Source organism: Pseudomonas sp. 37 R 15, from assembly GCF_900004865.1.
Classification (GTDB): domain Bacteria; phylum Pseudomonadota; class Gammaproteobacteria; order Pseudomonadales; family Pseudomonadaceae; genus Aquipseudomonas; species Aquipseudomonas fluorescens_AM.
Genome location: NZ_CVTV01000060.1, coordinates 146,035 through 168,215, shown reverse-complemented (window position 1 = coordinate 168,215; position 22,181 = coordinate 146,035). Strand labels below are relative to the sequence as shown.

The following is a 22,181-nucleotide window of genomic DNA, read 5'->3' as shown; positions in this document are numbered from 1 at the left end:
GGAAGTTCTCTTGAGAAGGTTAGAAACGCAGCGGCCACTGCCGCACACGGTCACGCAGGTTGTGCAACAGGCGAATCAAGCCCTCGGGTTCCTTGATCAGGAACACGATGATCAACACGCCAAAGATGATTTTCTGCAGGTTCTGCAACTGCCCCGCATCCACCGAACCGCCGAACAGCGCCTGCCCGGCATGGCTGAGGAAGATCGGCAGCAAACTGATGAAGGCCGCGCCGACGAAGTTGCCGGCGATGCTGCCCATGCCGCCGATAATGATGATGAACAGGATCTGGAATGAGCGGTTGATATCGAAACTGCTGGCGCTGGCCGTGCCCAGGTAGGCAAAGGCCCACAGCGCGCCGGCGATGCCGAGATAGAACGAGCTGACCGCAAACGCCAGGCGCTTGTAGCGCACTACGGGAATGCCGACCACGGCGGCGGCGGTGTCCATGTCGCGGATCGCCATCCAGTTGCGCCCGACCTGGCTGCGTACCAGATTGATCGCGGTCCACGTCAACAACAGCACCGTGACCAGGGTCAGCAGGTAACGACCCAGCGGGGTGTTCAGGTCATGACCGAACAGCGCCAGCTTTGGCGCGGAGATAGTCCCGGACGAACCATAGTTGTAGAACCAAGGGAATTTGACGAACAGCCACTCCAGGAAGAACTGCGCAGCCAGGGTGGTGACCATCAGGTAGAAGCCTTTGATCCGCGAGCTGGGCAAACCGAACAGCAGGCCAACCAAAGCACTGATAACCCCACCGCCGAGCAAGGCCACCGGCAAGCCCAGCTCCGGCAGGCGCAGCAGGAACCCGTAGGTGGCGAACGCGCCGACGGCCATGAAACCGGCAGCGCCCACCGAGGTTTGCCCGGTGTAGCCGGTGAGCAGGTTCAGACCCAACCCGGCCAACGACAGCACCAGAAACGGGACCAGAATCGCATTCAGCCAATAATCATTGCCCCACAGCGGCACCACGATAAACGCCAGCGCCAACAGGCCAAGCAGGCCCCAGGGGATACGCCGCTGGATCAACAACAGCGGCGCGGTTTCTTGAGCAACGGGGATCGACATGGTTTCAGACTCGCTCAATGGCGCGCTCGCCGAACAGGCCGGCGGGACGGATATACAGGAAGGCCAGGGCCAATACGTAGGCGAACCACGGCGTGATCCCGCCGCCGATCAGCGGGCCGATGTAGACCTCAGCGAGGTTCTCCGCCGCGCCGACAATCAGCCCGCCGACAATCGCCCCGCCAATCGAGGTAAAACCGCCAATGATCAACACCGGCAGGGCCTTGAGCACCACCAGCGACAGCGAAAACTGCACACCCTGGCGCGCGCCCCACAGCAGCCCGGCGATCAACCCGACAATCCCGGCCACGGCCCAGACGATCTGCCAGATACGGTTGAGGTTGATGCCGATGGACAGCGCCGCCGTGGTGTCATCCGCCACCGCACGCAGCGATACGCCGATACGGGTTTTGTTGAACAGCAGCGCGAGGACGGTCACCAGCACCACGGCAGCCGCCGCAGCGATCAGGTCGAACTGGCTGAGCATCAGCGGGCCGACAAACAGCGGCACATCATCAATGCCCAGGTCCAGCGCGCGTACCTGCGAGCCCATCAAGCCCTGGGCCAGGCCTTCGATGATGAACGACAGGCCCAACGTGGCCATGAACAGGGTGATCTGCGAACGGTTCACCAGCGGGCGCAAGACCAGCCGCTCGATGAGCAAGGCGCCGACGATCATCACCACCACCGTCAGCAGCAGCGCCAGGACAAACGGCACGCCCTGGTCGTGCAGGCTGACGAAGGTCAGCGCCGCAAACAGCAGCATCGCGCCCTGGGCGAAATTGAACACGCCGCTGGCTTTGTAGATCAGCACGAAGCCGATGGCGACCAGCGAATACAGGGTGCCGGCGAGCAGGCCGCCCAGCAGGGTTTCGAAGAAAAAGATCATCAATGCACCGCTCCCAGATAGGCCGCGATCACGTCGGGGTTGGCCTGCACCTGGGCCGGCGTGCCGTCGCCGACTTTGCGTCCGTAGTCGAGCACCACCACATGGTCGGACAGGCCCATGACCACGCCCATGTCGTGCTCGATCAACACCACGGTGGTGCCCAGGTCGCGATTCACGTCGGCGACGAAGCGCGCCATGTCCTGTTTCTCTTGCGCGTTCATGCCGGCCATGGGTTCGTCGAGCAGCAACAGGCTGGGCCCGGCGATCAGCGCACGGCCCAGCTCGACGCGCTTTTGCAGGCCGTAGGACAGGTTGCCCACCTGCACATCGCGATGGGCTTGCAGCTCAAGAAACTCAAGGATGCCCTGCCCGCGCAGGGCAAACGCTTGGGCTTCACGCCGCGCACGGGGCAGGCCGAGGGCCTGTTCGATCAGGCTGGTGCGCATATGCCGCGACAGGCCGGTGAGGACGTTGTCGAGCACGCTCATTTTCTTGAACAGTGCATTGTTCTGGAACGTACGGCCGATGCCTCGGCGCGCGGCGCCCAGCGGGTCGATCCGGTGCAGGTGTTGCGCGTCGAACACAATCTCACCGGCGTCGAAACGGTACACACCGTTGAGCACATTGAGCAACGAGCTCTTGCCCGCGCCGTTGGGGCCGATCAGCGCGCAGATCTCGCCGCGCTGCACCTCGAACGACAGCGCATTGATCGCCTTGACGCCTTTGAACGACAGCGAAATATCGCGCACCTGCAAAATAGCCTGGCTCATGCAATGTCCCGTTTGAATTCGGCCAGCCAGGTTGGCTCGGCGGGGGCTTTAAGCGGCTGCCAGATATAGCCCAGGCGCTGGAAGCCGAGGAGCTTGCGCACACGGTTTTTCAGCACCCGGCGCAGGCCGCTTTGTGGATGGGCGATGGCCCATTCACACAGGCGTCGGCGCCAGGTGCCGTGGGCGGCGAGGCGGCTTTCGATCTCGTCGGCCAGGTGCTGCAAACGCTCGGGTGACAGCAGCAGGCCAGTGGGGGCGACTTCGCTGCGATCGCGCTGCGCCGAGGCCAGGGTTTCCGGAAACGCCAGGCCGTGGCCGCTATTGAGCCATTGCTCCAGCACCGCGGCGAGACCGCCTTGCCAGTGGGTGCCCTCCTCGCTCCACAGTACGGTTTCAGCGCTGGGCTGCCACCAGCGTTGCAGGCGTTGCGACGGGGCGGCCGGGCCGAGCAGTTGAGCGAAGTCCACGCGCTGGGCAAATGCCCAATCGGGTTGGCGACCTTGCACGCAGGCGTGGCTGGGATGGAGGCGCCAGAGCTGTTGCTCCAGGGCTGCCGGCTCCAGATCATCGGCCAGCGTCAGCACCTGCCCGCCCACGGATTGGGCTGCCAGCGCCAGCAACAGCAGGTTTGGCTCAAATGCGCCGCTGAGCGCCAGCTGCGACTGTTCGCTGAAGCCCTGCTGGCGCAAGCCGTCAGCCACGCGTTCGACGGCACGCAACACGTCGATCCAGCGCCAGGCATGCCATTGGCCCTGGCGTTTGTGGCGCAGGGCCACCTGCAAGGGTGTGAGCTGTGCCCAGTGGTGCAGGCGTTCCAGGGCGGCTTGGGGTTCGGGCACGCTCATAGGGGTTTGCTCCTATTGGTGGATAAGCGTGCGGTGGTCCGCTGGCTGAAATAAGTCAAACGCTGAAGATCAAATGTGGGAGGGGGCTTGCCCCCGATGGCGGTGTGTCAGTCAGGACACTTTTGCCTGACCCACCGCTATCGGGGGCAAGCCCCCTCCCACAGGGGTTTTGTGTGAACCGGACAGGTCGCGGTAGCCGGCGCCGGGGTGATTGGCGCCCAACCTCGGCCCCTCGCCAAACAACTTTTCGCGCAGCGTGCCCTGGGCGTATTCGGTCTTGTACACGCCACGCTTCTGCAGCTCCGGCACCAGCCACTCCACGGCGTCGACAAAGGTCTCGTGGGTCAGCGCATAGGCCAGGTTGAAGCCGTCCACATCGGTCTCTTCCACCCATTCCTGCAGCAGGTCCGCCACCGTCTGCGGTCCGCCGACAAACAGCGGGCCGAAGCCACCGATGCCGACCCAGTTGGCCAGTTCATTCGGCGTCCAGACCTTGTTCGGATCCGCCGTGGAAAACGCTTCCACCGCCGACTGGATGGCGTTGGTATGCACATGTTTGAGCGGCTCGTCCGGTTTGAACTGGCTGAAATCGATGCCGGTCCAGCCGGAGATCAGCGCCATCGCGCCTTCGTAGCTGACATAAGACTTGTAGTCGTCGAACTTGGCCTTGGCCTGCGCATCGGTCTCGCCGACGATCACCGTCTGCAGGTTGAAGATCAGGATTTTGCGCGGATCACGTCCCGCCTCGGCCGCACGTCGGCGAATATCCGCGACGGTCTTTTTCAGCAGCAGCTTGGACGGCGCGGCCACGAACACGCACTCGGCCTGTTCGGCGGCAAACTGTTTGCCACGGCTGGAGGCGCCGGCCTGGTACAGCACCGGCGTGCGCTGCGGCGAGGGTTCGCACAGGTGGATGCCGGGCACCTGGAAGTGTTTGCCCACATGGCGAATCTCGTGGATCTTGCGCGGGTCGCTGAACACCCGGCGCTCGCGGTCACGTACGACCGCGCCCTCTTCCCAACTGCCTTCCCAGAGTTTGTAGCAAACCTGCAGGTATTCCTCGGCATAGTCGTAGCGGGCGTCGTGCTCGGTCTGGGCTTTCTGGCCGAGATTCCTGGCGCCGCTTTCCAGATAAGAGGTGACAATGTTCCAACCGACGCGGCCCTTGGTCAGGTGGTCGAGGGTGGAGAGCCTGCGCGCGAACGGGTACGGATGCTCAAAGGACAGCGACGCAGTCAGGCCGAACCCCAGGTGCTCGGTGACCAGGGCCATCGGTGCGATCAGCGACAGCGGATCATTGACCGGCACTTGCGTCGCCTGGCGGATCGCCGCGTCGCCGTTGCCGTTGTAGACGTCGTAGATGCCCAACACATCGGCGATGAACAGCCCGTCGAATTTACCGCGCTCGAGGATTTTCGCCAGGTCTGTCCAGTATTCCAGGTCCTTGTATTGCCAGGAACGGTCCCGAGGGTGCGCCCACAATCCGGGAGACTGGTGGCCGACACAGTTCATGTCGAAGGCATTCAGGCGAATTTCGCGAGACATCAAAGCACTCCGTTGAGGTGGTAGTTGCCGACGACCTGGTATTTGCGGCGCAGCGGGTCATCGACCGGCGACGGCAGCGCGGTGCGGCGGCCGGTCAATTCGAACTCAGCATTGCTGGCGGCGATAAGGGCCTCGGCGGCCGCGATCTGTGCCTCGGTGACGGCCACCGGACTCGGGTCGGTTTCGGCACGCTCGAACAGCGCGGCGGCCACATCGACACGAATCTGCAAGTCGCCGAAGCGGCTGATCACGTAAGGGTCGTCGCTGCGCTCGACAAAGCGGCGGGTGGTTTCCAGTAGTTGGCGTGCGTGGTTCAGTGCGGTCATCGTATGAGCTTCCTCAGTTCCAGGCGTGGCGTGCAGGCTTCACGCCGTTAAGCACGAAGTTGCCGATCAGGTGGTACTTCCAGCGCGCCGGGTCGTGCAAGGTGTGGGTGCGGGCGTTACGCCAGAAACGGTCGAGGTTGTGCTTGCCGGTGACCGAACGAGTGCCGGCCAGCTCGAAGAGTTTGCTGCTGGCGAGCAAGGCCGTTTCGGCGGACAGTACCTTGGCCTGGGCGACGATCAGCGAGGCGTTGGCGACGGTGTCTTCAGTCGGTTCGGCGAGGGCCAGGTCGACAGCCCTGCCCGCCTTGGCGAGCACCGCTTCGGTGCCGTGCACGCGCCACGCCAGGTCGCCGATGGCGGCAATGGTGAATGGGTCTTGCCAGCCGTGATCCTGCTGGCTGTCGATCCAGGGTCGTGCCTGGCGGGCGTGAATCTTCGCCTGCTCCAGAGCGCCCAGCGCAATGCCGGTATCGACGGCCGCCTGGATAATCTGCGAGATCGGGCCGTTGGCGGTGGGTTGGTCAAACGCCTGGTGTGCGGGGATGACCGCACTCGAGGGCACGCTCACACCGTCGAGGGTTACGCCACCACTGGCGGTCGTGCGTTGGCCGAAACCGTCCCAGCTGTCGATCACCGTGAGGCCGGGCGCATCGCGTTCGATGAAGGCAATCAGCGCCTGCCCGTGCTCGTTGTTGCCGACGGTCGGCACGATGTGCGCAAACAGCGCGCCGGTGCAGTAGAACTTCTCGCCGTCAATGCGCGCGGAGTCGCCGTCGATGCGAATCTGCGTGTCGAAAGTGCCGGCGTTTTTGCTCTTGGCTTCGGAAAAGGCATTGCCGAAGCGATAGCCCGCCAGCACCTTGCCGAAGTAGTGGCGCTTCTGCTCCTCAGTGGCGGTTTGCAGGAGGATATCCACCACGCCGAGGTGGTTCTGCGGAATCTGCCCCAGCGAAGGGTCGGCGGCGGAGATCAGCTTGATGACCTCGGCCACGGTCACATAGGAAACCTCGGCACCGCCGTAGGCTCTGGGAATGGTAATGCCCCACAGGCCGCTGGCAGAGAACTCGTCGAGTTCCGCCACCGGCAGACGCCGCTCACGGTCGCGCTCGCTGGCCTGCAGGGCAAACCGCGCCGCCAGCCGCGTGGCGACCTCGATGGCTTCCGCGTCCGAGCGGATGATATGGGCTGAATGTTGAGGGTGGGCTGACATGGGCCGACTCCAGGCTCCGAATGAATAAAAGAGCCTTTGCAGGAGTCGTGCCTGAATTTAATCGTCAGTAAAATCAGCGAGTTGCTGGTTGACAGGGGGGCCTGATGCCTGACAAACCAGCACATTGTCTATCCACTGTTGCTGGGCAAACAGTTAGATCACCACGTTGCGCACAAAGCGCACGGTCACCTCGCCGTCATTGCGATAACCGTGGACGTGGCGGCTGGCAAACATATAGAACTCACCGGCCGCGACGTGCTTTTCCTGTTCGCCCAGCAGCAGGGTGAGGCAGCCTTCGAACACAAACAGCTGCACACTCCAGCCGTCCGGGTCGGGGTCCGGGCTGTAGCGGTCGCCCGGCGCCAGGTGCATCTCCCACAGTTCAACTTCACGGCGCGCCGTGGCCTTGGCCAGCAACACGGCTTTGCTGCCGGGGATATCGCCCGCCCAGGCCAGCTCGTTGATGCGACTGTGGTCACCGGCATCCGGCGCCTGGATCAAATCGCTGAACGCCACCTCCAATGCTTCGGCCACACGGTCCAGGGTGGACAGGCTGACGTTCTTTTCGCCGGCCTCGATGGCCACCAGCATGCGCCGGCTGACCCCGGATTTTTCCGCAAGCGCGGTCTGGCTCAGGTCGGCGGCATGGCGCAGGCGCCGAACGTTCTGGCTGACGTGCTGCAGGACCGAGGCCCGGTGTGGATTTTCTTTGTGCACTATATTGCTCAATGGGTGGGTGTGCGCAGTATACTGCCCAGCGTGCGGCGCATTGTGCGGTCCGTGCCTTTCCCTTGCAAGACCGAGCCGCCATGACTGCCCAGAACTCCCCTTCGCGTTTCAATCGCTTCAGCAAAGCCGAATGCATCCTGGTGGTCATCACCATGATCTGGGGTGGCACGTTCTTGCTGGTGCAGCATGCGATGAGCGTCAGCGGGCCGATGTTTTTCGTGGGCCTGCGTTTTGCGGCGGCGGCCATTGTGGTCGGCTTCTTCTCCCTGCGTACGTTGCGCGACCTGACGCTGTTCGAGTTGAAGGCCGGGGTGTTCATCGGCGTGGCGATCATGTTCGGCTACGGCTTGCAGACCATTGGCCTGCAGACGATCCTGAGCAGCCAGTCGGCGTTCATCACCGCGCTCTATGTACCCTTCGTGCCGTTGTTGCAGTGGCTGGTGCTGGGTCGACGCCCGGGGTTGATGCCGAGCATTGGCATCATGCTGGCGTTTGCCGGGTTGATGCTGCTGACCGGCCCCGCCGGTGCGTCACTGAATTTCAGCCCCGGTGAAATCGCCACGCTGATCGGTGCCGTGGCGATTGCCGCCGAAATCATTCTGATCAGCGCCTTCGCCGGGCAAGTGGATGTGCGCCGGGTGACCGTGGTGCAACTGGCCACGGCGTCGCTGCTGTCGTTCCTGATGGTGGTGCCGATGGGCGAGCCGTTGCCGGGCTTTTCGTGGCTGCTGCTGTTCAGCGCGGTGGGCCTGGGCTTGACCAGTGCGGTGATCCAGCTGGCGATGAACTGGGCGCAGCAGAGCGTTTCACCGACCCGCGCTACCTTGATCTATGCCGGCGAGCCGGTGTGGGCCGGCGTGGTTGGGCGGATTGCCGGGGAGCGCTTCCCGCCGATTGCGATGGCAGGCGCGGTGTTGATTGTGGTGGCGGTGATTGTGAGTGAGTTGAAGAGGAGCAGCTCGAAGGCTGGCGCTGTGCAGGACGCGGTCGAGCAGGAAAATCGGGGATGATTGTTGAGCTGCAAGCTGCAAGCTGCAAGAGGTAGGCGTTCGGCTTGTAGCTTGCGGCTTGTAGCTTGCGGCTTGCGGCTTGCGGCTTGTAGCTTGTAGCTTGCAGCTTGCAGCTTGCAGCTTGCAGCTTGCAGCTTGCAGCTTGCCACTTTCAACCGCTGTAGCCGCTTTACTCCTACCCTTGTAGGATCCTGCCACATCTTGCCGTTTGGTGATCGCGAAAGCGGCACGTATGATGCATCCCAAACTCCCGCAGATTAGAAGCCTATGTCCCTGATAGTTCTACTGCTTCTGCCATTCATTGGCAGCTGTCTGGCGGCCTTGCTGCCGCACAACGCACGTAATAGCGAATCCCTGCTGGCAGGCCTGGTGGCGCTGGTTGGCACCATTCAAGTCGCCCTGCTCTACCCCCAGATCGCCCACGGTGGCGTGATCCGCGAAGAATTCATGTGGTTGCCCAGCCTTGGGCTGAACTTCGTGTTGCGCATGGACGGGTTTGCCTGGCTGTTCTCGATGCTGGTGCTGGGTATCGGTACGCTGGTGTCACTGTATGCGCGTTACTACATGTCGCCGGATGACCCGGTGCCGCGTTTCTTCGCGTTTTTCCTGGCCTTCATGGGCGCCATGCTCGGGCTGGTGATTTCCGGCAACCTGATCCAGATCGTGTTTTTCTGGGAACTGACCAGCCTGTTTTCCTTCCTGCTGATCGGTTACTGGCACCACCGCGCCGATGCCAGGCGTGGTGCGTATATGGCGCTGATGGTCACCGGCGCGGGTGGTTTGTGCCTGCTGGCCGGGGTGATGCTGTTGGGGCACATCGTCGGCAGCTATGACCTGGACCAGGTGCTGGCAGCGGGCGATCAGATTCGTGCGCACTCGCTGTACCCGGTCATGCTGGCCCTGGTGCTGATCGGCGCCTTGAGCAAAAGCGCGCAGTTCCCCTTCCACTTCTGGTTGCCCCACGCCATGGCCGCGCCGACGCCGGTGTCGGCATACCTGCATTCGGCGACGATGGTGAAGGCCGGCGTGTTCCTGCTGGCCCGCCTGTGGCCCTCGCTGTCCGGCAGCGAAGAGTGGTTCTGGATCGTCGGCGGTGCCGGCGCGCTCACCCTCCTCCTCGGCGCCTACTGCGCCATGTTTCAGAACGATCTCAAAGGCCTGCTGGCCTACTCCACCATCAGTCACCTCGGGCTGATCACCCTGCTGCTGGGCCTCAACAGCCCGCTGGCCGCCGTCGCGGCAGTGTTCCATATTCTCAACCACGCCACCTTCAAGGCCTCGCTGTTCATGGCCGCGGGCATTATCGACCACGAAAGCGGCACGCGGGATATCCGCAAGCTCAGTGGACTGGTGCGCCTGATCCCGTTCACCGCGACCCTGGCGATGGTGGCCAGTGCCTCGATGGCCGGCGTGCCGTTGCTCAATGGCTTCCTGTCCAAAGAGATGTTCTTCGCCGAAACCGTATTTATCTCGTCGACAAAATGGGTGGAAATCATGCTGCCCGTGATCGCGACCATCGCCGGTACGTTCAGCGTGGCCTATGCCCTGCGCTTTACCGTGGATGTGTTCTTCGGCCCGCCCGCCACCCACTTGCCGCACACGCCCCACGAACCACCACGCTGGATGCGCGCCCCCGTCGAACTGCTGGTATTCACCTGCCTGCTGGTGGGGATTTTCCCGGCCCAGGTGGTCGGCTCGATCCTCGCCGCCGCCGCACTGCCGGTGGTGGGCGGTGTGCTGCCGGAATACAGCCTGGCGATCTGGCACGGCTGGAACGCGCCGATGATCATGAGCCTGGTGGCCATGTCCGGCGGTGTGGTGCTCTACCTGATGCTGCGCAAGCAACTCAAGCGCGGCCGTTTCACCTACCCGCCGCTGATCGGCTACTTCAACGGCAAGCGCGGCTTCGAGCGTTGCCTGGTGGTGATGATGCGCGGGGTGCGCAAGATCGAGAAACGCATCAGCACCAAGCGCCTGCAAACCCAATTGTTCCTGCTGGTGATCGTGGCGGTGATCGGCGCCCTGATCCCGATGCTCAACAGCGGCCTGACCTGGGGTGACCGGCCGAAGATCCCCGGCTCCATCGTGTTCGTGACCCTGTGGGTGCTGGCGATTGCCTGCGCGCTGGGCGCCGCCTGGCAGGCCAAGTATCACCGGCTGGCAGCCCTGACCATGGTCAGCGTGTGCGGCCTGATGACGTGCATTACCTTCGTGTGGTTCTCGGCGCCGGACCTGGCCCTGACGCAACTGGTGGTGGAAGTGGTCACCACCGTGTTGATCCTGCTCGGCCTGCGCTGGCTGCCACGGCGGATCGAAGAGGTGTGGCCACTGCCCAACACCCTGCGCAAGGCGCGGATCCGCCGGGTGCGCGACTTCCTGCTGTCCACCGTGGTGGGTGGCGGCATGGCGCTGTTGTCCTATGCGATGCTGACACGCCAGACCCCCAACGATATCTCCTCGTTCTACCTCAGTCGCGCCCTGCCCGAGGGTGGCGGCAGCAATGTGGTGAACGTGATGCTGGTGGACTTCCGCGGCTTCGATACCCTCGGCGAAATCACCGTGCTCGGCGCCGTGGCGCTGACCGTGTACGCCCTGCTGCGGCGCTTCCGCCCGTCGAAAGAAAGCATGGAACTGCCGCCGCAACAGCGCCAGCTGGCGCCGGACGTGGCCACCGACCTGGTCAACCCGCGCCAGGCCAGCGACACGGCCCTGGGTTTCATGATGGTGCCGGCGGTGCTGGTGCGCTTGCTGCTGCCGATTGCGCTGGTGGTGTCGTTCTACCTGTTCATGCGCGGCCACAACCAACCGGGCGGCGGGTTTGTCGCCGGGCTGGTGATGTCGGTGGCGTTTATCCTGCAATACATGGTCGCCGGCACGCAGTGGGTCGAGGCGCAAATGAGCCTGCGGCCGATGCGCTGGATGGGGTTCGGCCTGTTCTCAGCGACCCTCACCGGGCTCGGCGCATTGTTTGCCGGGTACCCGTTCCTCACCACGCACACCTGGCATTTCAGCCTGCCGGTGCTGGGCGATATTCATGTCGCCAGCGCGTTATTCTTCGATGTCGGTGTGTACGCCATGGTCGTCGGTTCGACGCTGCTGATGCTCACTGCCCTCGGTCACCAGTCGGTGCGAGCGCATAAACCGAGCAACCAGGCCAAAGTCGTTGCCACAACAGAAGGAGCCGCCTGATGGAAGAAGTCATCGCAATTGCCATTGGGGTCCTGGCGGCCTCTGGTGTCTGGCTGATCCTGCGGCCACGGACGTTTCAGGTGGTGATGGGCCTGTGCCTGCTGTCTTACGGGGTCAACCTGTTCATTTTCAGCATGGGCAGCCTGTTTATCGGCAAGGAGCCGATCATCAAGGACGGCGTGCCGCAAGACCTGCTCAACTACACCGACCCGCTGCCCCAGGCGCTGGTGCTCACGGCGATCGTAATCAGCTTCGCCATGACCGCGCTGTTTCTGGTGGTGCTGCTGGCCTCGCGGGGCCTGACCGGCACTGACCATGTGGACGGCCGGGAGCCCAAGGAATGAATTGGGTCAACCAACTGATCGTCGCGCCCATCCTGCTGCCATTACTCACCGCCGCACTGATGCTGATGCTTGGCGAAAAACGTCGCCCGCTGAAGGCGCAGATCAACCTGATCTCGAGCATCCTCGGCCTGGGCGTGGCCATTTTGCTGCTGTACTGGACGCAAAAAGGCGGCCCTGGCTCGATCGGCGTGTACCTGCCGGGCAACTGGCAAGTGCCGTTCGGCATTGTGCTGGTGGTGGACCAACTGTCGGCGCTGATGCTGGTACTCACCGGGATTATCGGCGTGAGCGCGCTGCTGTTCGCCATGGCCCGCTGGGACCGTGCGGGCACCAGTTTCCATGCGCTGTTCCAGATCCAGATGATGGGTCTGTACGGCGCCTTCCTCACCGCCGACCTGTTCAACCTGTTCGTGTTCTTCGAGGTGCTGCTGGCGGCGTCCTACGGTTTGATGCTGCACGGCTCGGGCCGTGCGCGGGTGTCGTCAGGGCTGCATTACATCGCGATCAACCTGCTGGCGTCGTCGCTGTTCCTGATTGGCGCGGCGATGATCTATGGCGTCACCGGCACGCTGAACTTCGCTGACCTGGCGCTGAAAATCCCGCTGGTGCCGGAGGCTGATCGTGGCCTGTTACACGCCGGTGCGGCGATCCTCGCGACGGCGTTCCTGGCCAAGGCCGGCATGTGGCCGCTGAACTTCTGGCTCGCGCCTGCCTACTCCTCGGCCAGTGCACCGGTGGCGGCAATGTTTGCGATCATGACCAAGGTCGGCGTGTACACCGTGCTGCGCCTGTGGACCCTGCTGTTCTCCGGGCAGGCAGGCGCCTCGGCGCTGTTTGGTGGTGACTGGCTGGTGTATGGCGGCATGGCGACCATTATCTGCGCGGCGCTGGCGATGGTGGCGGCGCAGCGTCTGGAGCGCATGGCGAGCTTGAGCATTCTGGTGTCAGCCGGGATTCTGCTGTCGGCGGTAGGCTTCGCTCAGCCGAGCCTGACCGCTGGCGCGCTGTTCTATCTGGTCAGCTCGACCTTGGCGTTGAGCGCGCTGTTCCTGCTGGCTGAATTGATCGAGCGTTCGCGTTCGGCCAACGATTTACCGCTGGATGAAGAAATCGATGCATTGCCTAAAGCCATGGAATCCCTGCATCCGCGCCCCGGCGTCAACCTGGATGATGAACAGAAGGCCGTCGTCGGCCAGGTGATTCCGTGGACCATGGCGTTCCTCGGCCTGAGCTTTGTCGCCTGTGCGCTGCTGATTATCGGCATGCCGCCGCTGTCTGGGTTTATCGGCAAGCTCAGCTTGTTGAGCGCGCTGGTGAATCCGCTGGGCCTGGGCCTCAGTGTTGACGAGCCCATCCGTCCCGCCGCCTGGGGCCTGGTAGCGTTGCTGATCCTTTCTGGTCTGGCTTCGCTGATCGCCTTCGCGCGCCTGGGCATCCAGCGCTTCTGGACCCCGGAAGAGCGCCCATCGCCACTGCTGCGTCGCTACGAGTGCGTGCCAATCTTCTTCCTGCTCGGCCTGAGCATCCTGCTGACCTTCAAGGCCGAACCGCTGATGCGCTACACCCAGGCCACCGCCCAGAGCCTGAACAACCCGGAACACTACGTGATGGCAGTCATGGCAACGCGGCCGGTGCCAAGCCCTGAAGCCAAGACCGCCGCGCTGGAGGTGCAGCCATGAAACGCCTGTTCCCTGCCCCATGGCTGTCCCTGGCGTTGTGGTTGTTGTGGCTGGTGTTGAACCTGTCCGTGAGCCCTGGCAACCTGCTGCTGGGGGCCTTGCTGGGCTTTCTCGCACCGCTGCTGATGGCACCGCTGCGGCCTTTGCCGATCCGCATCCGCCGCCCTGGCGTGATCATCCGCCTGTTTTTCCTGGTGGGCCGTGATGTGATCGTGTCCAACCTGCAAGTGGCCTGGGGCGTATTGACTTGCGGCTCCCGCCCGCCGCGTTCGCGCTTCATCAAGATTCCCCTGGATCTGCGCGACGCCAACGGCCTCGCCGCGCTGTCGATGATCACCACCGTGGTCCCCGGCACCATCTGGTCCGAGCTGGCGCTGGACCGCAGCATCCTGCTCTTGCACGTGTTCGACCTGGAGGATGAAGCGCCGTTTATCGAGCACTTCAAGACCACCTACGAACGGCCCCTGATGGAGATCTTCGAATGAGCGCCCTGCTCTCCAATGCGATCCTGTTCAGCCTGTTCCTGTTTTCCCTGGCCATGGTGCTGACCCTGATCCGCCTGTTCAAAGGCCCGTCGGCGCAGGACCGGGTACTGGCGCTGGACTACCTGTACATCCTGGCGATGCTGATGATGCTGGTACTAGGCATTCGTTATGCCAGTGACACCTACTTTGAAGCGGCGCTGCTGATTGCGCTGTTTGGCTTCGTCGGCTCGTTTGCCCTGGCGAAATTCCTGCTGCGTGGCGAGGTGATTGAATGATGCCGTTATGGATGGAAACTGTCGTGGCGGTGCTGCTGGTACTGAGCAGCGTGTTCGCGCTGATTGGCGCGATCGGGTTGTTGCGCATGAAGGACTTCTTCCAGCGTATGCACCCGCCCGCGCTGGCTTCGACGTTGGGGGCCTGGTGTGTGGCGTTGGCGTCGATTATCTATTTCTCGGTGCTCAAGTCCGGGCCGGTGTTGCATGGCTGGTTGATACCGATTTTGTTGTCGATCACGGTGCCGGTGACCACGTTGCTATTGGCGCGTACCGGACTGTTCCGCAAGCGCATGGCCGGCGACGACGTACCCGCCGAGGTCAGCAGCCGCCGCTGATTACTTGAATGAACACGCTCCCACATTTAGATGGGTACTAGGCGAAAGATCGGATGTGCGCCGCCAACGCCGCCAATTCGGTATCCTCCGCCCGCTCTGAATCATGGGATGAGATGTAGCCTTCATAGGCTTCGAAAAACTTATCCACCTTCGAACTCAACGGCTTGAACGCACTGTCCGACCCCGTCCCATGCATGGGAAACAACTTCGCATGCAAATGATCCACCCCATACCCCTCCAGCATCATCCCCGTACGCGCCACATCCGCAAACGCTCGGTCGATCTGTAGCGCGGTCTTCTTCGCCGCTACGACCAGCCCGGCCAGCACTTCATCCGACTGCGCAAACGCATAACTGCCGTAATGCTGCTTGGGTATCACCACACTAAAACCGGGCGTATTGGGAAAGATCGAGAGAAACGCCATATGCTGGTCGTCTTCCCACAGAATGTGAGCCGGGGAGGTCTTTTGAACAATGCTGCAGAAAATACAATCCATTCGAGTCTCTTCCTGTGAGTCATGGTGCCGTCTAATAGCATGAATCCTGTTACAGGATCGGCGCGCCAAACCTGCGCAACCGTGGTATCCAATGGTCCAGGATCTCCGCCGACGCCAGGACATGGTGCGCCCGCCCGATCAACAGCCGACGTGGCACAAAGCCGATATACCGGGAGTCAGCACTGTTATCGCGGTTGTCCCCCAGCATGAAATAGCTGTCGGCAGGCACAACCACGGGCCCGAAATTGCGCAATGCGCGTACCGTTGGCATGAACTGAACGGTGCGCTGACGGTTGGCCGTCAGCTCGTTCAGCTTGATTCCCGGCACCGTATGGCCGGGAACGATAGGTTCACTGATGCCCTGCGCATCACTGTAGGTGGCAGGCACGCCGTTAACCCACATCCTCGCAGTACAGAAAGGGGTGGCTGGGCTATTTCTTCGACGCTCGGTTGTTGCACGCAAGGATTAAATCAACATTAACGCGGCTGCTCGACGGAGGTTAGGGTGACTAAACTATTATTGAGAATCCGCCAATGACATGAAGCGCATGAAGCGAATTGACTAAAAGACAGCCGAATCCTACAGCCATTAAAAAGCAGGACATTATCATCTGTTCACATTTTTCTACAGCAGTGCAATACCACTAACTGGGCACAATAAAAATGATTTAAGAGGATTGAAAAATGACCAATACTCAAAACGTCAAGATAGATCAACTCTCACAGAAAATTCATAAACTTATACAGAAAGCCTGGCCAGTGAGTAACCAAATCTGGCCAGATACAAATATGTCAGACCGCTATTTGCTGCTGGTATCGGGTGACCAGGCATTTGAAATAAGCGTTGCCGGTATTGTTCCCGTGGCGCGAGCGGACGTCGATGCAGCCCCACCCCATCCGCATGCGGACGGTGGCAGGGGGAGTTTACGCTATATATGGTGGAAAACCCGCCAGGCCACTGCACTTGACGTCCTTCGCTATTTGCCATTACCGCCAGACAAATTCCCGCCTGTTCTTTCAGACGAGGAAGAAATTTACAGCTTCGTTGTTCACGAAACTTTCCACCTTATACAATTTTCAGAGCAATATTGGTCGCCTCCGCCACGCACTTTTTTGGACAGAGACTATCCCGTTCCGACGAACCCAGCGCTTTACCGTACACTCCTCTATCATGCGCTTCAAAGAGCCGCTTTAAACCCCGCCCAACCCCAACAATATCTGGCACAAGCAGCTTATTGGGATGCACTCTTTATCAATCAATTCCCGGCAATTGCGGACAACCTCAAGCTTCCCGATGTAACAGAAGGAAGTGCCCAGTTTTTTCACACGCAGATGCTGGCCGCGGCCCTGATAGACAATCCTGCTGACGATCAGGCACGGCGAGCCAAGGCGGCAGAATTGAGCTATCCCGTTTCACCCGAGATGCAACGATGGCTCCTTCAGAACGTCAACCCTTCCTACTGGATTGGAGAAGTTGCAGGTGCAGTGCTTGATGCCCGTGATACCCCATGGAGAGCAGACGTTGCTGCTGGGCGTACGCCCATGGATATCCTGTCCTCGACCATTAGCCCACCGGCGCCTCCTCCAGTGCCCGAAGCTGAAATTGTGCGTGAAAATACGGCGCTGATAGCGGAGTTGAACAATATTCTCGCCATTCAATTGGAACCTGCCATTGAAGGTTACCTTGAACGAAATCATGTTCTGCTATTACTGCCAAATTGGTGGGAGATGGCAATTGACACTAGCAAAGAACAAGAAATAGATGAAGCTCGAAAGAAAACAGTTTTGGCCACAACCGGATACTTCTCATCTTCACGTGTTCCTTACTCGCTGTGGGGCTCCTGGGTGGGCGCCTATTTACTGGATGAGGGAAATTTCGTCATAAAAAACATATCTGCCCTTCAAGGAAACATAGAAGAAAGAGAGCATACGATTATCCCGTTGAATCCGACAGCACCTGGATTCCATCTCTACAATGGAATCTTGACACTTAGCATGGAAGGTATGTACGGAGTCCTGCGAGTCGAGACTATTATTGATAGCGATGGACGTACGCTGCTCAAGGTTGGAAACAGTGGTGAAGACCGTCATTCCCATCGTCCAAATCGCCACTTCAAGGAAGGTCCGCAAGGCTACGTTCAATTTTCTGACAATCGTTTGATCGACCGCCGGTCCGTATAAACTAAAAATGCCCTCCCCGTCGTATTAGGACAGGAACAAGAACAGCACCCAAAAAAACGCCCCGAGCCAGTAGGGGCGTTTTCATTCAGCGTTTACCGCTCAAGCCTGATCAGCCAACCGCCACGTCGTCCCACCCTTCCCGTCTTCCAACACCACACCCATCGCGGTCAGTTGGTCACGGATACGGTCGGATTCCGCCCAGTCTTTATTGGCACGAGCAGCCAGACGCGCCTGGATCAGCGCATCCACCTCTGCTGCATCCACACGCCCTTCAGCGCCGGCTTGCAGGAAGTCATCGGCTTCCATCTGCAACACGCCCAGCACACTCGCCAGCTCTTTGAGGCGAGCAGCAAGCCCAGCCGCCGCGTCGAGATCACTCTCGCGCAACCGGTTGATCTCACGCACCATCTCAAACAGCACCGCGCAGGCTTCCGGGGTACCGAAGTCATCATTCATCACTTCGGTAAACCGCGCCACAAACGCTTCGCCGCCAGCCGGGGCAACGGCGGGCAAACCTTTCAACGCATGGTAGAACCGCTCCAGGGCACCCTTGGCATCCTTGAGGTTGTCTTCCGAGTAGTTGATGGCGCTGCGGTAATGGCTGGACACCAGCAGATACCGCACCACTTCCGGATGGTACTTTTCCAGCACGTCGCGAATGGTGAAGAAGTTGTTCAAGGACTTGGACATCTTCTCGCCATTGATGCGGATCATGCCGCAGTGCATCCAGGCGTTGGCGTAGGTCTTGCCGGTGGCGGCTTCGCTCTGGGCGATTTCGTTTTCGTGATGCGGAAACTCCAGGTCGCTGCCGCCGCCATGAATGTCGAAGGTCTCGCCCAGGCAGCAGGTGGACATCACCGAGCATTCGATGTGCCAGCCCGGACGCCCGGCGCCCCACGGCGACTCCCAGCTGGGCTCGCCCGGCTTGGTGGCTTTCCACAGCACGAAGTCGAGCGGGTCCTGCTTGGCTTCGTCGACTTCGATGCGTGCGCCGATGCGCAGGTCTTCGATTTTCTTGCGCGACAGCTTGCCGTAGCCCATGAACTTGGCGACACGGTAGTACACGTCGCCATTGCCGGGGGCGTAGGCGTAACCCTTGTCGATCAGGGCCTGGATCATCGCGTGCATGCCAGGAATGTGGTCCGTGGCGCGCGGTTCCATGTCCGGCTTGAGGATGTTGAGGCGCGCCTCGTCCTCGTGCATCGCGGCGATCATGCGCTCGGTCAGCGCGTCGAACGACTCGCCGTTTTCATTGGCGCGGTTGATGATCTTGTCGTCGATGTCGGTGATGTTGCGCACATAGGTCAAGTCATAGCCGCTGAAGCGCAACCAGCGGGTCACCAGGTCGAAGGCAACCATGCTGCGGCCGTGGCCGATGTGGCAGTAGTCGTACACGGTCATGCCGCACACGTACATGCGCACCTTGTTGCCATCCAGCGGCTTGAAGACTTCTTTGGTCTTGCTGAGTGTGTTGTAGATCGTTAGCACGACAGTTCCTTAAACAGAATCACTGGCCCCACGAATCACGCAAGGTCACGGTACGGTTGAATACCGGCGCGCCCGGTTTCGAGTCCTTGATATCCGCGCAGAAGTAACCTTCGCGCTCGAACTGGAAACGGTCTTCCGGCTGTGCGTCGCCAAGCGATGGCTCGGCACGACAACCGGTGAGTACTTGCAGGGAGTCAGGGTTGATGTTGTCGAGGAAACTGGCGCTGTCTTCGGCCTTTTCAGGATTCGGCGAGCGGAACAGACGATCGTACAAGCGCACTTCGCACTCGATGCTGGCAGCGGCCGGCACCCAGTGGACCACGCCCTTGACCTTGCGGCCTTCAGGGTTCTTGCCCAGGGTGTCCGGGTCGTACGAGCAGCGCAGTTCGACGATGTTGCCATCGGCGTCCTTGATCGCTTCATCGGCACGGATCACGTAGCTGCCACGCAGGCGCACTTCGCCGTTCGGCTCCAGACGCTTGTAGCCTTTTGGCGGTTCTTCCATGAAGTCATCGCGGTCGATGTAGATTTCACGGGCGAACGGCAGCTTGCGCACGCCGAGTTCTTCTTTCTGCGGGTGACGCGGCAGTTCGAGGTGCTCGACCTGGCCTTCCGGGTAGTTGGTGATCACGACCTTCAACGGACGCAGCACGCACATGGCGCGCGGGGCGTTCGCGTCGAGGTCCTGGCGGATGCTGAATTCGAGCATGCCGAAGTCAACCACGCCGTCGGAACGGTTGGTGCCGACCATGTCGCAGAAATTGCGGATCGAGGCCGGGGTGTAGCCGCGACGGCGGAAGCCCGACAGGGTCGACATGCGCGGGTCGTCCCAGCCATGCACGTGCTTTTCATCAACCAGTTGCTTGAGCTTGCGCTTGCTGGTGATGGTGTAGTTCAGGTTCAGGCGGCTGAATTCGTACTGACGCGGGTGCGCCGGTACCGGCAAGCTGTCGAGGAACCACTCGTACAGCGGGCGATGGCTCTCGAACTCCAGGGTGCAGATGGAGTGGGTGATGCCTTCGATGGCGTCCGACTGACCGTGGGTGAAGTCGTAGTTGGGGTAGATGCACCACTTGTCACCGGTCTGGTGGTGGTGAGCATGGCGGATGCGGTACATGATCGGATCGCGCAGGTTCATGTTCGGCGAGGCCATGTCGATCTTGGCGCGCAGCACGCGGGCGCCGTCCGGGAATTCACCAGCGCGCATACGGTTGAACCAGTCCAGGTTCTCTTCCACCGAACGGTCGCGGAACGGGCTGTTCTTGCCCGGCTCGGTCAGGGTGCCACGGTATTCCTTGGCCTGCTCCGGGGTCAGGTCGTCCACATAGGCCTTGCCGGCCTTGATCAGCTCGACGGCCCAGTCGAACAACTGGTCGAAATACTTGGAGGCATAGCGCACTTCACCGGACCATTCGAAGCCCAGCCACTTGATGTCGCTTTCGATGGCGTCGATGTATTCCTGGTCTTCCTTGGCCGGGTTGGTGTCGTCGAAACGCAAGTGCGTGACGCCACCGAACTCCTGGGCCAGACCGAAGTTCACACAGATCGACTTGGCGTGACCGATGTGCAGGTAGCCGTTGGGCTCTGGCGGGAAACGGGTGACGATCTGCGTGTGCTTGCCCGAATCCAGGTCCGCCTGGATGATCGGGCGCAGGAAATTGACCGGGACGGCAGGTCCGGCCTTGGCATTCGGGGTAGGGTCGACAGTGGGCTTGCTCATAGGATCCTTGAACAGACAGGTTCGTGGCCAGGTGGGGCCAGATAAAACAAAGGGCTCATAATAGCCGATGCAGTCAAGACACTGACAGGCTGGGACCAAAAACTGCTGTTTAATTACTGCTTTTATGGCCGGGGCGTTAAAAAACCACCTCGAAATTCCTGCAGGGCACGCTAAACTGCGCGCCTTGGCCGTCGTTTAAGCCAGACAGGTAAGGTGCCCCAGGCACTCAAACCCACGAATTCCCTGAAAAGAGTAGTGAACATGACTCAAGTCAAACTGACCACCAACCACGGTGACATCGTCATCGAGTTGAACGCCGAGAAAGCGCCGATCACCGTTGCCAACTTCATCGAGTACGTCAACGCCGGCCACTACGAAAACACCGTTTTCCACCGTGTCATCGGCAACTTCATGATCCAGGGCGGCGGTTTCGAGCCAGGCATGAAAGAGAAGAAAGACAAGCGCCCGAGCATCCAGAACGAAGCGGACAACGGCCTCTCCAACGACAAGTACACCGTCGCCATGGCCCGTACCATGGAGCCGCATTCGGCCTCCGCGCAGTTCTTCATCAACGTGGCCGACAACGCCTTCCTCAACCACAGCGGCAAGAATGTGCAGGGCTGGGGTTACGCGGTGTTCGGTAAAGTCACCGAAGGCCAGGACGTTGTCGACAAGATCAAAGGCGTGTCCACCACGTCCAAGGCCGGTCACCAGGACGTTCCAGCCGAAGACGTGATCGTCGAGAAAGCCGAGATCGTTGGGTGATATTGCTGATTTCAGACTTGCATCTGGAAGAGGAGCGCCCGGACATCACCCGGGCGTTTCTGGATCTGCTCCACGGCCGCGCCCGTGGCGCCCAGGCGTTGTACATTCTGGGGGACTTCTTCGAAGCCTGGATTGGCGACGATGGGATGACACCGTTCCAGCGTTCTATCTGTGACGCGCTGCGCGAACTGAGCGACAGCGGCACTGCGATTTTCATCATGCACGGCAACCGCGACTTCCTGATCGGCAAGGCGTTCTGCAAAGCCGCAGGCGCCAGCCTGCTCAAGGACCCGAGCGTCGTGCACTTCTACGGCGAACCCGTGCTGCTGATGCACGGCGACAGCCTCTGCACCCGTGACCTCGGCTATATGAAGCTGCGGCGCATCCTGCGTAACCCGATTGTGCTGTTTATCCTGCGCAACCTGCCTCTGGGCACACGCCATAAGCTGGCGCGAAAGCTGCGCAGCGAGAGCCGTGCACAGACGCGCATGAAGGCCAACGACATTGTCGATGTCACCCCCGACGAAGTGCCGCGGGTGATGCAGCACTTCGGCGTGCGCACCCTGGTCCACGGCCATACGCACCGCCCCGCCATTCATAAGTTGCAGATTGGTGACCAGGCAGCCAAGCGTATTGTGTTGGGGGATTGGGACAAGCAAGGCTGGGCGTTGCAGGTGGATGAGCAAGGCTTTCAACTGGCGGCGTTTGACTTCGTCAATCCACAGTTGGCTTTGCCTGGCGCTTGATACCTGACAACACACATCAACTGTGGGAGGGGGCTTGCCCCCGATGAGGGAGTGTCAGTCGATGCATCTGTGCCTGACCCACCGCTAT

General features: G+C 61.0%; 21 protein-coding genes and 1 pseudogene. 10 read left to right on the top strand and 12 right to left on the bottom strand.

Translation table 11 applies throughout. The features are described 5' to 3' along the window. Positions 1-19 precede the first annotated feature (19 nt). The 8 genes from BFQ04_RS25115 to BFQ04_RS25080 all read right to left on the bottom strand — a co-directional run bounded on the left by BFQ04_RS25115 (position 20) and on the right by BFQ04_RS25080 (position 7,368). On the bottom strand, positions 20-1,069 hold the full coding sequence (locus tag BFQ04_RS25115; RefSeq protein ID WP_065953112.1) for a branched-chain amino acid ABC transporter permease: 1,050 nt from the start codon (positions 1,067-1,069) through the stop codon (positions 20-22). Between the two features lie 4 nt (positions 1,070-1,073). Further along, positions 1,074-1,955, bottom strand: a complete 882-nt coding sequence (locus BFQ04_RS25110; protein WP_065953111.1) for a branched-chain amino acid ABC transporter permease — start codon at positions 1,953-1,955, stop codon at positions 1,074-1,076. Beyond that, on the bottom strand, positions 1,955-2,725 hold the full coding sequence (locus BFQ04_RS25105) for an ABC transporter ATP-binding protein (protein WP_065953110.1): 771 nt from the start codon (positions 2,723-2,725) through the stop codon (positions 1,955-1,957). The genes BFQ04_RS25110 and BFQ04_RS25105 overlap by 1 nt, the downstream gene beginning before the upstream one ends. Then, a complete protein-coding gene (locus BFQ04_RS25100) occupies positions 2,722-3,570 on the bottom strand; it encodes an AMP-binding protein (RefSeq protein ID WP_065953109.1) in 849 nt (282 codons plus the stop codon). The genes BFQ04_RS25105 and BFQ04_RS25100 overlap by 4 nt, the downstream gene beginning before the upstream one ends. A 111-nt stretch (positions 3,571-3,681) precedes the next feature. Beyond that, a complete protein-coding gene (locus BFQ04_RS25095) occupies positions 3,682-5,115 on the bottom strand; it encodes an LLM class flavin-dependent oxidoreductase (RefSeq protein ID WP_065953108.1) in 1,434 nt (477 codons plus the stop codon). Continuing rightward, positions 5,115-5,441: an acyl-CoA dehydrogenase gene (locus BFQ04_RS25090; protein WP_065953107.1), complete on the bottom strand. Its 327-nt coding sequence runs from the start codon at positions 5,439-5,441 to the stop codon at positions 5,115-5,117. Before BFQ04_RS25090 ends, BFQ04_RS25095 begins: the two co-directional genes overlap by 1 nt. A gap of 13 nt (positions 5,442-5,454) precedes the next feature. Beyond that, entirely contained in the window at positions 5,455-6,651 is a 1,197-nt protein-coding gene (locus BFQ04_RS25085) for an SfnB family sulfur acquisition oxidoreductase (RefSeq protein WP_065953106.1), read from the bottom strand. A 153-nt stretch (positions 6,652-6,804) separates the two neighbouring features. Continuing rightward, positions 6,805-7,368 carry a helix-turn-helix domain-containing protein gene (locus BFQ04_RS25080; protein ID WP_065953105.1) on the bottom strand — a complete coding sequence of 188 codons (564 nt, stop codon included), beginning with the start codon at positions 7,366-7,368 and terminating at the stop codon, positions 6,805-6,807. Positions 7,369-7,460: 92 nt separating this feature from the next. On the opposite strand from BFQ04_RS25080, the gene BFQ04_RS25075 reads away from it, so the two are divergent. From BFQ04_RS25075 to BFQ04_RS25045, 7 genes are all read left to right on the top strand, one after another. Further along, on the top strand, positions 7,461-8,390 hold the full coding sequence (locus BFQ04_RS25075) for a DMT family transporter (RefSeq protein WP_065953104.1): 930 nt from the start codon (positions 7,461-7,463) through the stop codon (positions 8,388-8,390). A gap of 267 nt (positions 8,391-8,657) precedes the next feature. Continuing rightward, positions 8,658-11,579: a monovalent cation/H+ antiporter subunit A gene (locus BFQ04_RS25070; RefSeq protein WP_065953103.1), complete on the top strand. Its 2,922-nt coding sequence runs from the start codon at positions 8,658-8,660 to the stop codon at positions 11,577-11,579. Further along, a complete protein-coding gene (locus tag BFQ04_RS25065; protein WP_003192163.1) occupies positions 11,579-11,923 on the top strand; it encodes a Na+/H+ antiporter subunit C in 345 nt (114 codons plus the stop codon). Before BFQ04_RS25070 ends, BFQ04_RS25065 begins: the two co-directional genes overlap by 1 nt. Continuing rightward, positions 11,920-13,602, top strand: coding sequence for a monovalent cation/H+ antiporter subunit D (locus BFQ04_RS25060; RefSeq protein WP_065953102.1), 1,683 nt, complete (start codon positions 11,920-11,922; stop codon positions 13,600-13,602). Before BFQ04_RS25065 ends, BFQ04_RS25060 begins: the two co-directional genes overlap by 4 nt. Beyond that, complete coding sequence (locus BFQ04_RS25055) at positions 13,599-14,087, top strand: Na+/H+ antiporter subunit E (RefSeq protein ID WP_065953101.1); 489 nt, start codon at positions 13,599-13,601, stop codon at positions 14,085-14,087. Before BFQ04_RS25060 ends, BFQ04_RS25055 begins: the two co-directional genes overlap by 4 nt. Beyond that, positions 14,084-14,362, top strand: coding sequence for a K+/H+ antiporter subunit F (locus BFQ04_RS25050; protein ID WP_005789171.1), 279 nt, complete (start codon positions 14,084-14,086; stop codon positions 14,360-14,362). The genes BFQ04_RS25055 and BFQ04_RS25050 overlap by 4 nt, the downstream gene beginning before the upstream one ends. Continuing rightward, positions 14,359-14,697 (top strand): Na+/H+ antiporter subunit G, encoded by a 339-nt coding sequence (locus BFQ04_RS25045; protein WP_065953100.1) that lies wholly within the window; start codon positions 14,359-14,361, stop codon positions 14,695-14,697. Before BFQ04_RS25050 ends, BFQ04_RS25045 begins: the two co-directional genes overlap by 4 nt. A 37-nt stretch (positions 14,698-14,734) precedes the next feature. Here BFQ04_RS25045 and BFQ04_RS25040 read toward each other — a convergent pair whose 3' ends face one another. Continuing rightward, positions 14,735-15,193, bottom strand: a complete 459-nt coding sequence (locus BFQ04_RS25040) for an HIT family protein (RefSeq protein ID WP_065953099.1) — start codon at positions 15,191-15,193, stop codon at positions 14,735-14,737. Between the two features lie 49 nt (positions 15,194-15,242). After that, a pseudogene (gene lepB, locus BFQ04_RS25035) lies at positions 15,243-15,596 on the bottom strand (signal peptidase I); the annotation flags it as partial. A 281-nt stretch (positions 15,597-15,877) separates the two neighbouring features. Between lepB and BFQ04_RS25030 the strand changes: the two are divergent. Next, on the top strand, positions 15,878-17,374 hold the full coding sequence (locus BFQ04_RS25030) for a hypothetical protein (protein ID WP_065953098.1): 1,497 nt from the start codon (positions 15,878-15,880) through the stop codon (positions 17,372-17,374). A 99-nt stretch (positions 17,375-17,473) separates the two neighbouring features. On the opposite strand, the gene cysS is transcribed toward BFQ04_RS25030, so the two are convergent. Both cysS and BFQ04_RS25020 read right to left on the bottom strand, forming a co-directional pair. Next, entirely contained in the window at positions 17,474-18,862 is a 1,389-nt protein-coding gene (gene cysS / locus BFQ04_RS25025; protein WP_065953097.1) for a cysteine--tRNA ligase, read from the bottom strand. A gap of 19 nt (positions 18,863-18,881) precedes the next feature. After that, the gene (locus BFQ04_RS25020; protein ID WP_065953096.1) at positions 18,882-20,582 is read right to left on the bottom strand and encodes a glutamine--tRNA ligase/YqeY domain fusion protein; all 1,701 of its coding nucleotides are present in this window, start codon (positions 20,580-20,582) and stop codon (positions 18,882-18,884) included. Positions 20,583-20,843: 261 nt separating this feature from the next. Between BFQ04_RS25020 and BFQ04_RS25015 the strand changes: the two genes are divergently transcribed. Both BFQ04_RS25015 and lpxH read left to right on the top strand, forming a co-directional pair. After that, positions 20,844-21,347, top strand: coding sequence for a peptidylprolyl isomerase (locus BFQ04_RS25015; RefSeq protein WP_057721741.1), 504 nt, complete (start codon positions 20,844-20,846; stop codon positions 21,345-21,347). Beyond that, positions 21,344-22,093: a UDP-2,3-diacylglucosamine diphosphatase gene (lpxH, locus tag BFQ04_RS25010; RefSeq protein WP_065953095.1), complete on the top strand. Its 750-nt coding sequence runs from the start codon at positions 21,344-21,346 to the stop codon at positions 22,091-22,093. Before BFQ04_RS25015 ends, lpxH begins: the two co-directional genes overlap by 4 nt. Positions 22,094-22,181: the final 88 nt, after the last annotated feature.

Bases quoted from the DNA above. Each gene is read 5' to 3' on its own strand.
- BFQ04_RS25115 (WP_065953112.1), bottom strand. From the start codon at position 1,069: ATGTCGATCCCCGTTGCTCAAGAAACCGCGCCGCTGTTGTTGATCCAG.
- BFQ04_RS25110 (WP_065953111.1), bottom strand. From the start codon at position 1,955: ATGATCTTTTTCTTCGAAACCCTGCTGGGCGGCCTGCTCGCCGGCACC.
- BFQ04_RS25105 (WP_065953110.1), bottom strand. From the start codon at position 2,725: ATGAGCCAGGCTATTTTGCAGGTGCGCGATATTTCGCTGTCGTTCAAA.
- BFQ04_RS25100 (WP_065953109.1), bottom strand. From the start codon at position 3,570: ATGAGCGTGCCCGAACCCCAAGCCGCCCTGGAACGCCTGCACCACTGG.
- BFQ04_RS25095 (WP_065953108.1), bottom strand. From the start codon at position 5,115: ATGTCTCGCGAAATTCGCCTGAATGCCTTCGACATGAACTGTGTCGGC.
- BFQ04_RS25090 (WP_065953107.1), bottom strand. From the start codon at position 5,441: ATGACCGCACTGAACCACGCACGCCAACTACTGGAAACCACCCGCCGC.
- BFQ04_RS25085 (WP_065953106.1), bottom strand. From the start codon at position 6,651: ATGTCAGCCCACCCTCAACATTCAGCCCATATCATCCGCTCGGACGCG.
- BFQ04_RS25075 (WP_065953104.1), top strand. From the start codon at position 7,461: ATGACTGCCCAGAACTCCCCTTCGCGTTTCAATCGCTTCAGCAAAGCC.
- BFQ04_RS25070 (WP_065953103.1), top strand. From the start codon at position 8,658: ATGTCCCTGATAGTTCTACTGCTTCTGCCATTCATTGGCAGCTGTCTG.
- BFQ04_RS25065 (WP_003192163.1), top strand. From the start codon at position 11,579: ATGGAAGAAGTCATCGCAATTGCCATTGGGGTCCTGGCGGCCTCTGGT.
- BFQ04_RS25060 (WP_065953102.1), top strand. From the start codon at position 11,920: ATGAATTGGGTCAACCAACTGATCGTCGCGCCCATCCTGCTGCCATTA.
- BFQ04_RS25055 (WP_065953101.1), top strand. From the start codon at position 13,599: ATGAAACGCCTGTTCCCTGCCCCATGGCTGTCCCTGGCGTTGTGGTTG.
- BFQ04_RS25050 (WP_005789171.1), top strand. From the start codon at position 14,084: ATGAGCGCCCTGCTCTCCAATGCGATCCTGTTCAGCCTGTTCCTGTTT.
- BFQ04_RS25045 (WP_065953100.1), top strand. From the start codon at position 14,359: ATGATGCCGTTATGGATGGAAACTGTCGTGGCGGTGCTGCTGGTACTG.
- BFQ04_RS25040 (WP_065953099.1), bottom strand. From the start codon at position 15,193: ATGGATTGTATTTTCTGCAGCATTGTTCAAAAGACCTCCCCGGCTCAC.
- BFQ04_RS25030 (WP_065953098.1), top strand. From the start codon at position 15,878: ATGACCAATACTCAAAACGTCAAGATAGATCAACTCTCACAGAAAATT.
- BFQ04_RS25020 (WP_065953096.1), bottom strand. From the start codon at position 20,582: ATGAGCAAGCCCACTGTCGACCCTACCCCGAATGCCAAGGCCGGACCT.
- BFQ04_RS25015 (WP_057721741.1), top strand. From the start codon at position 20,844: ATGACTCAAGTCAAACTGACCACCAACCACGGTGACATCGTCATCGAG.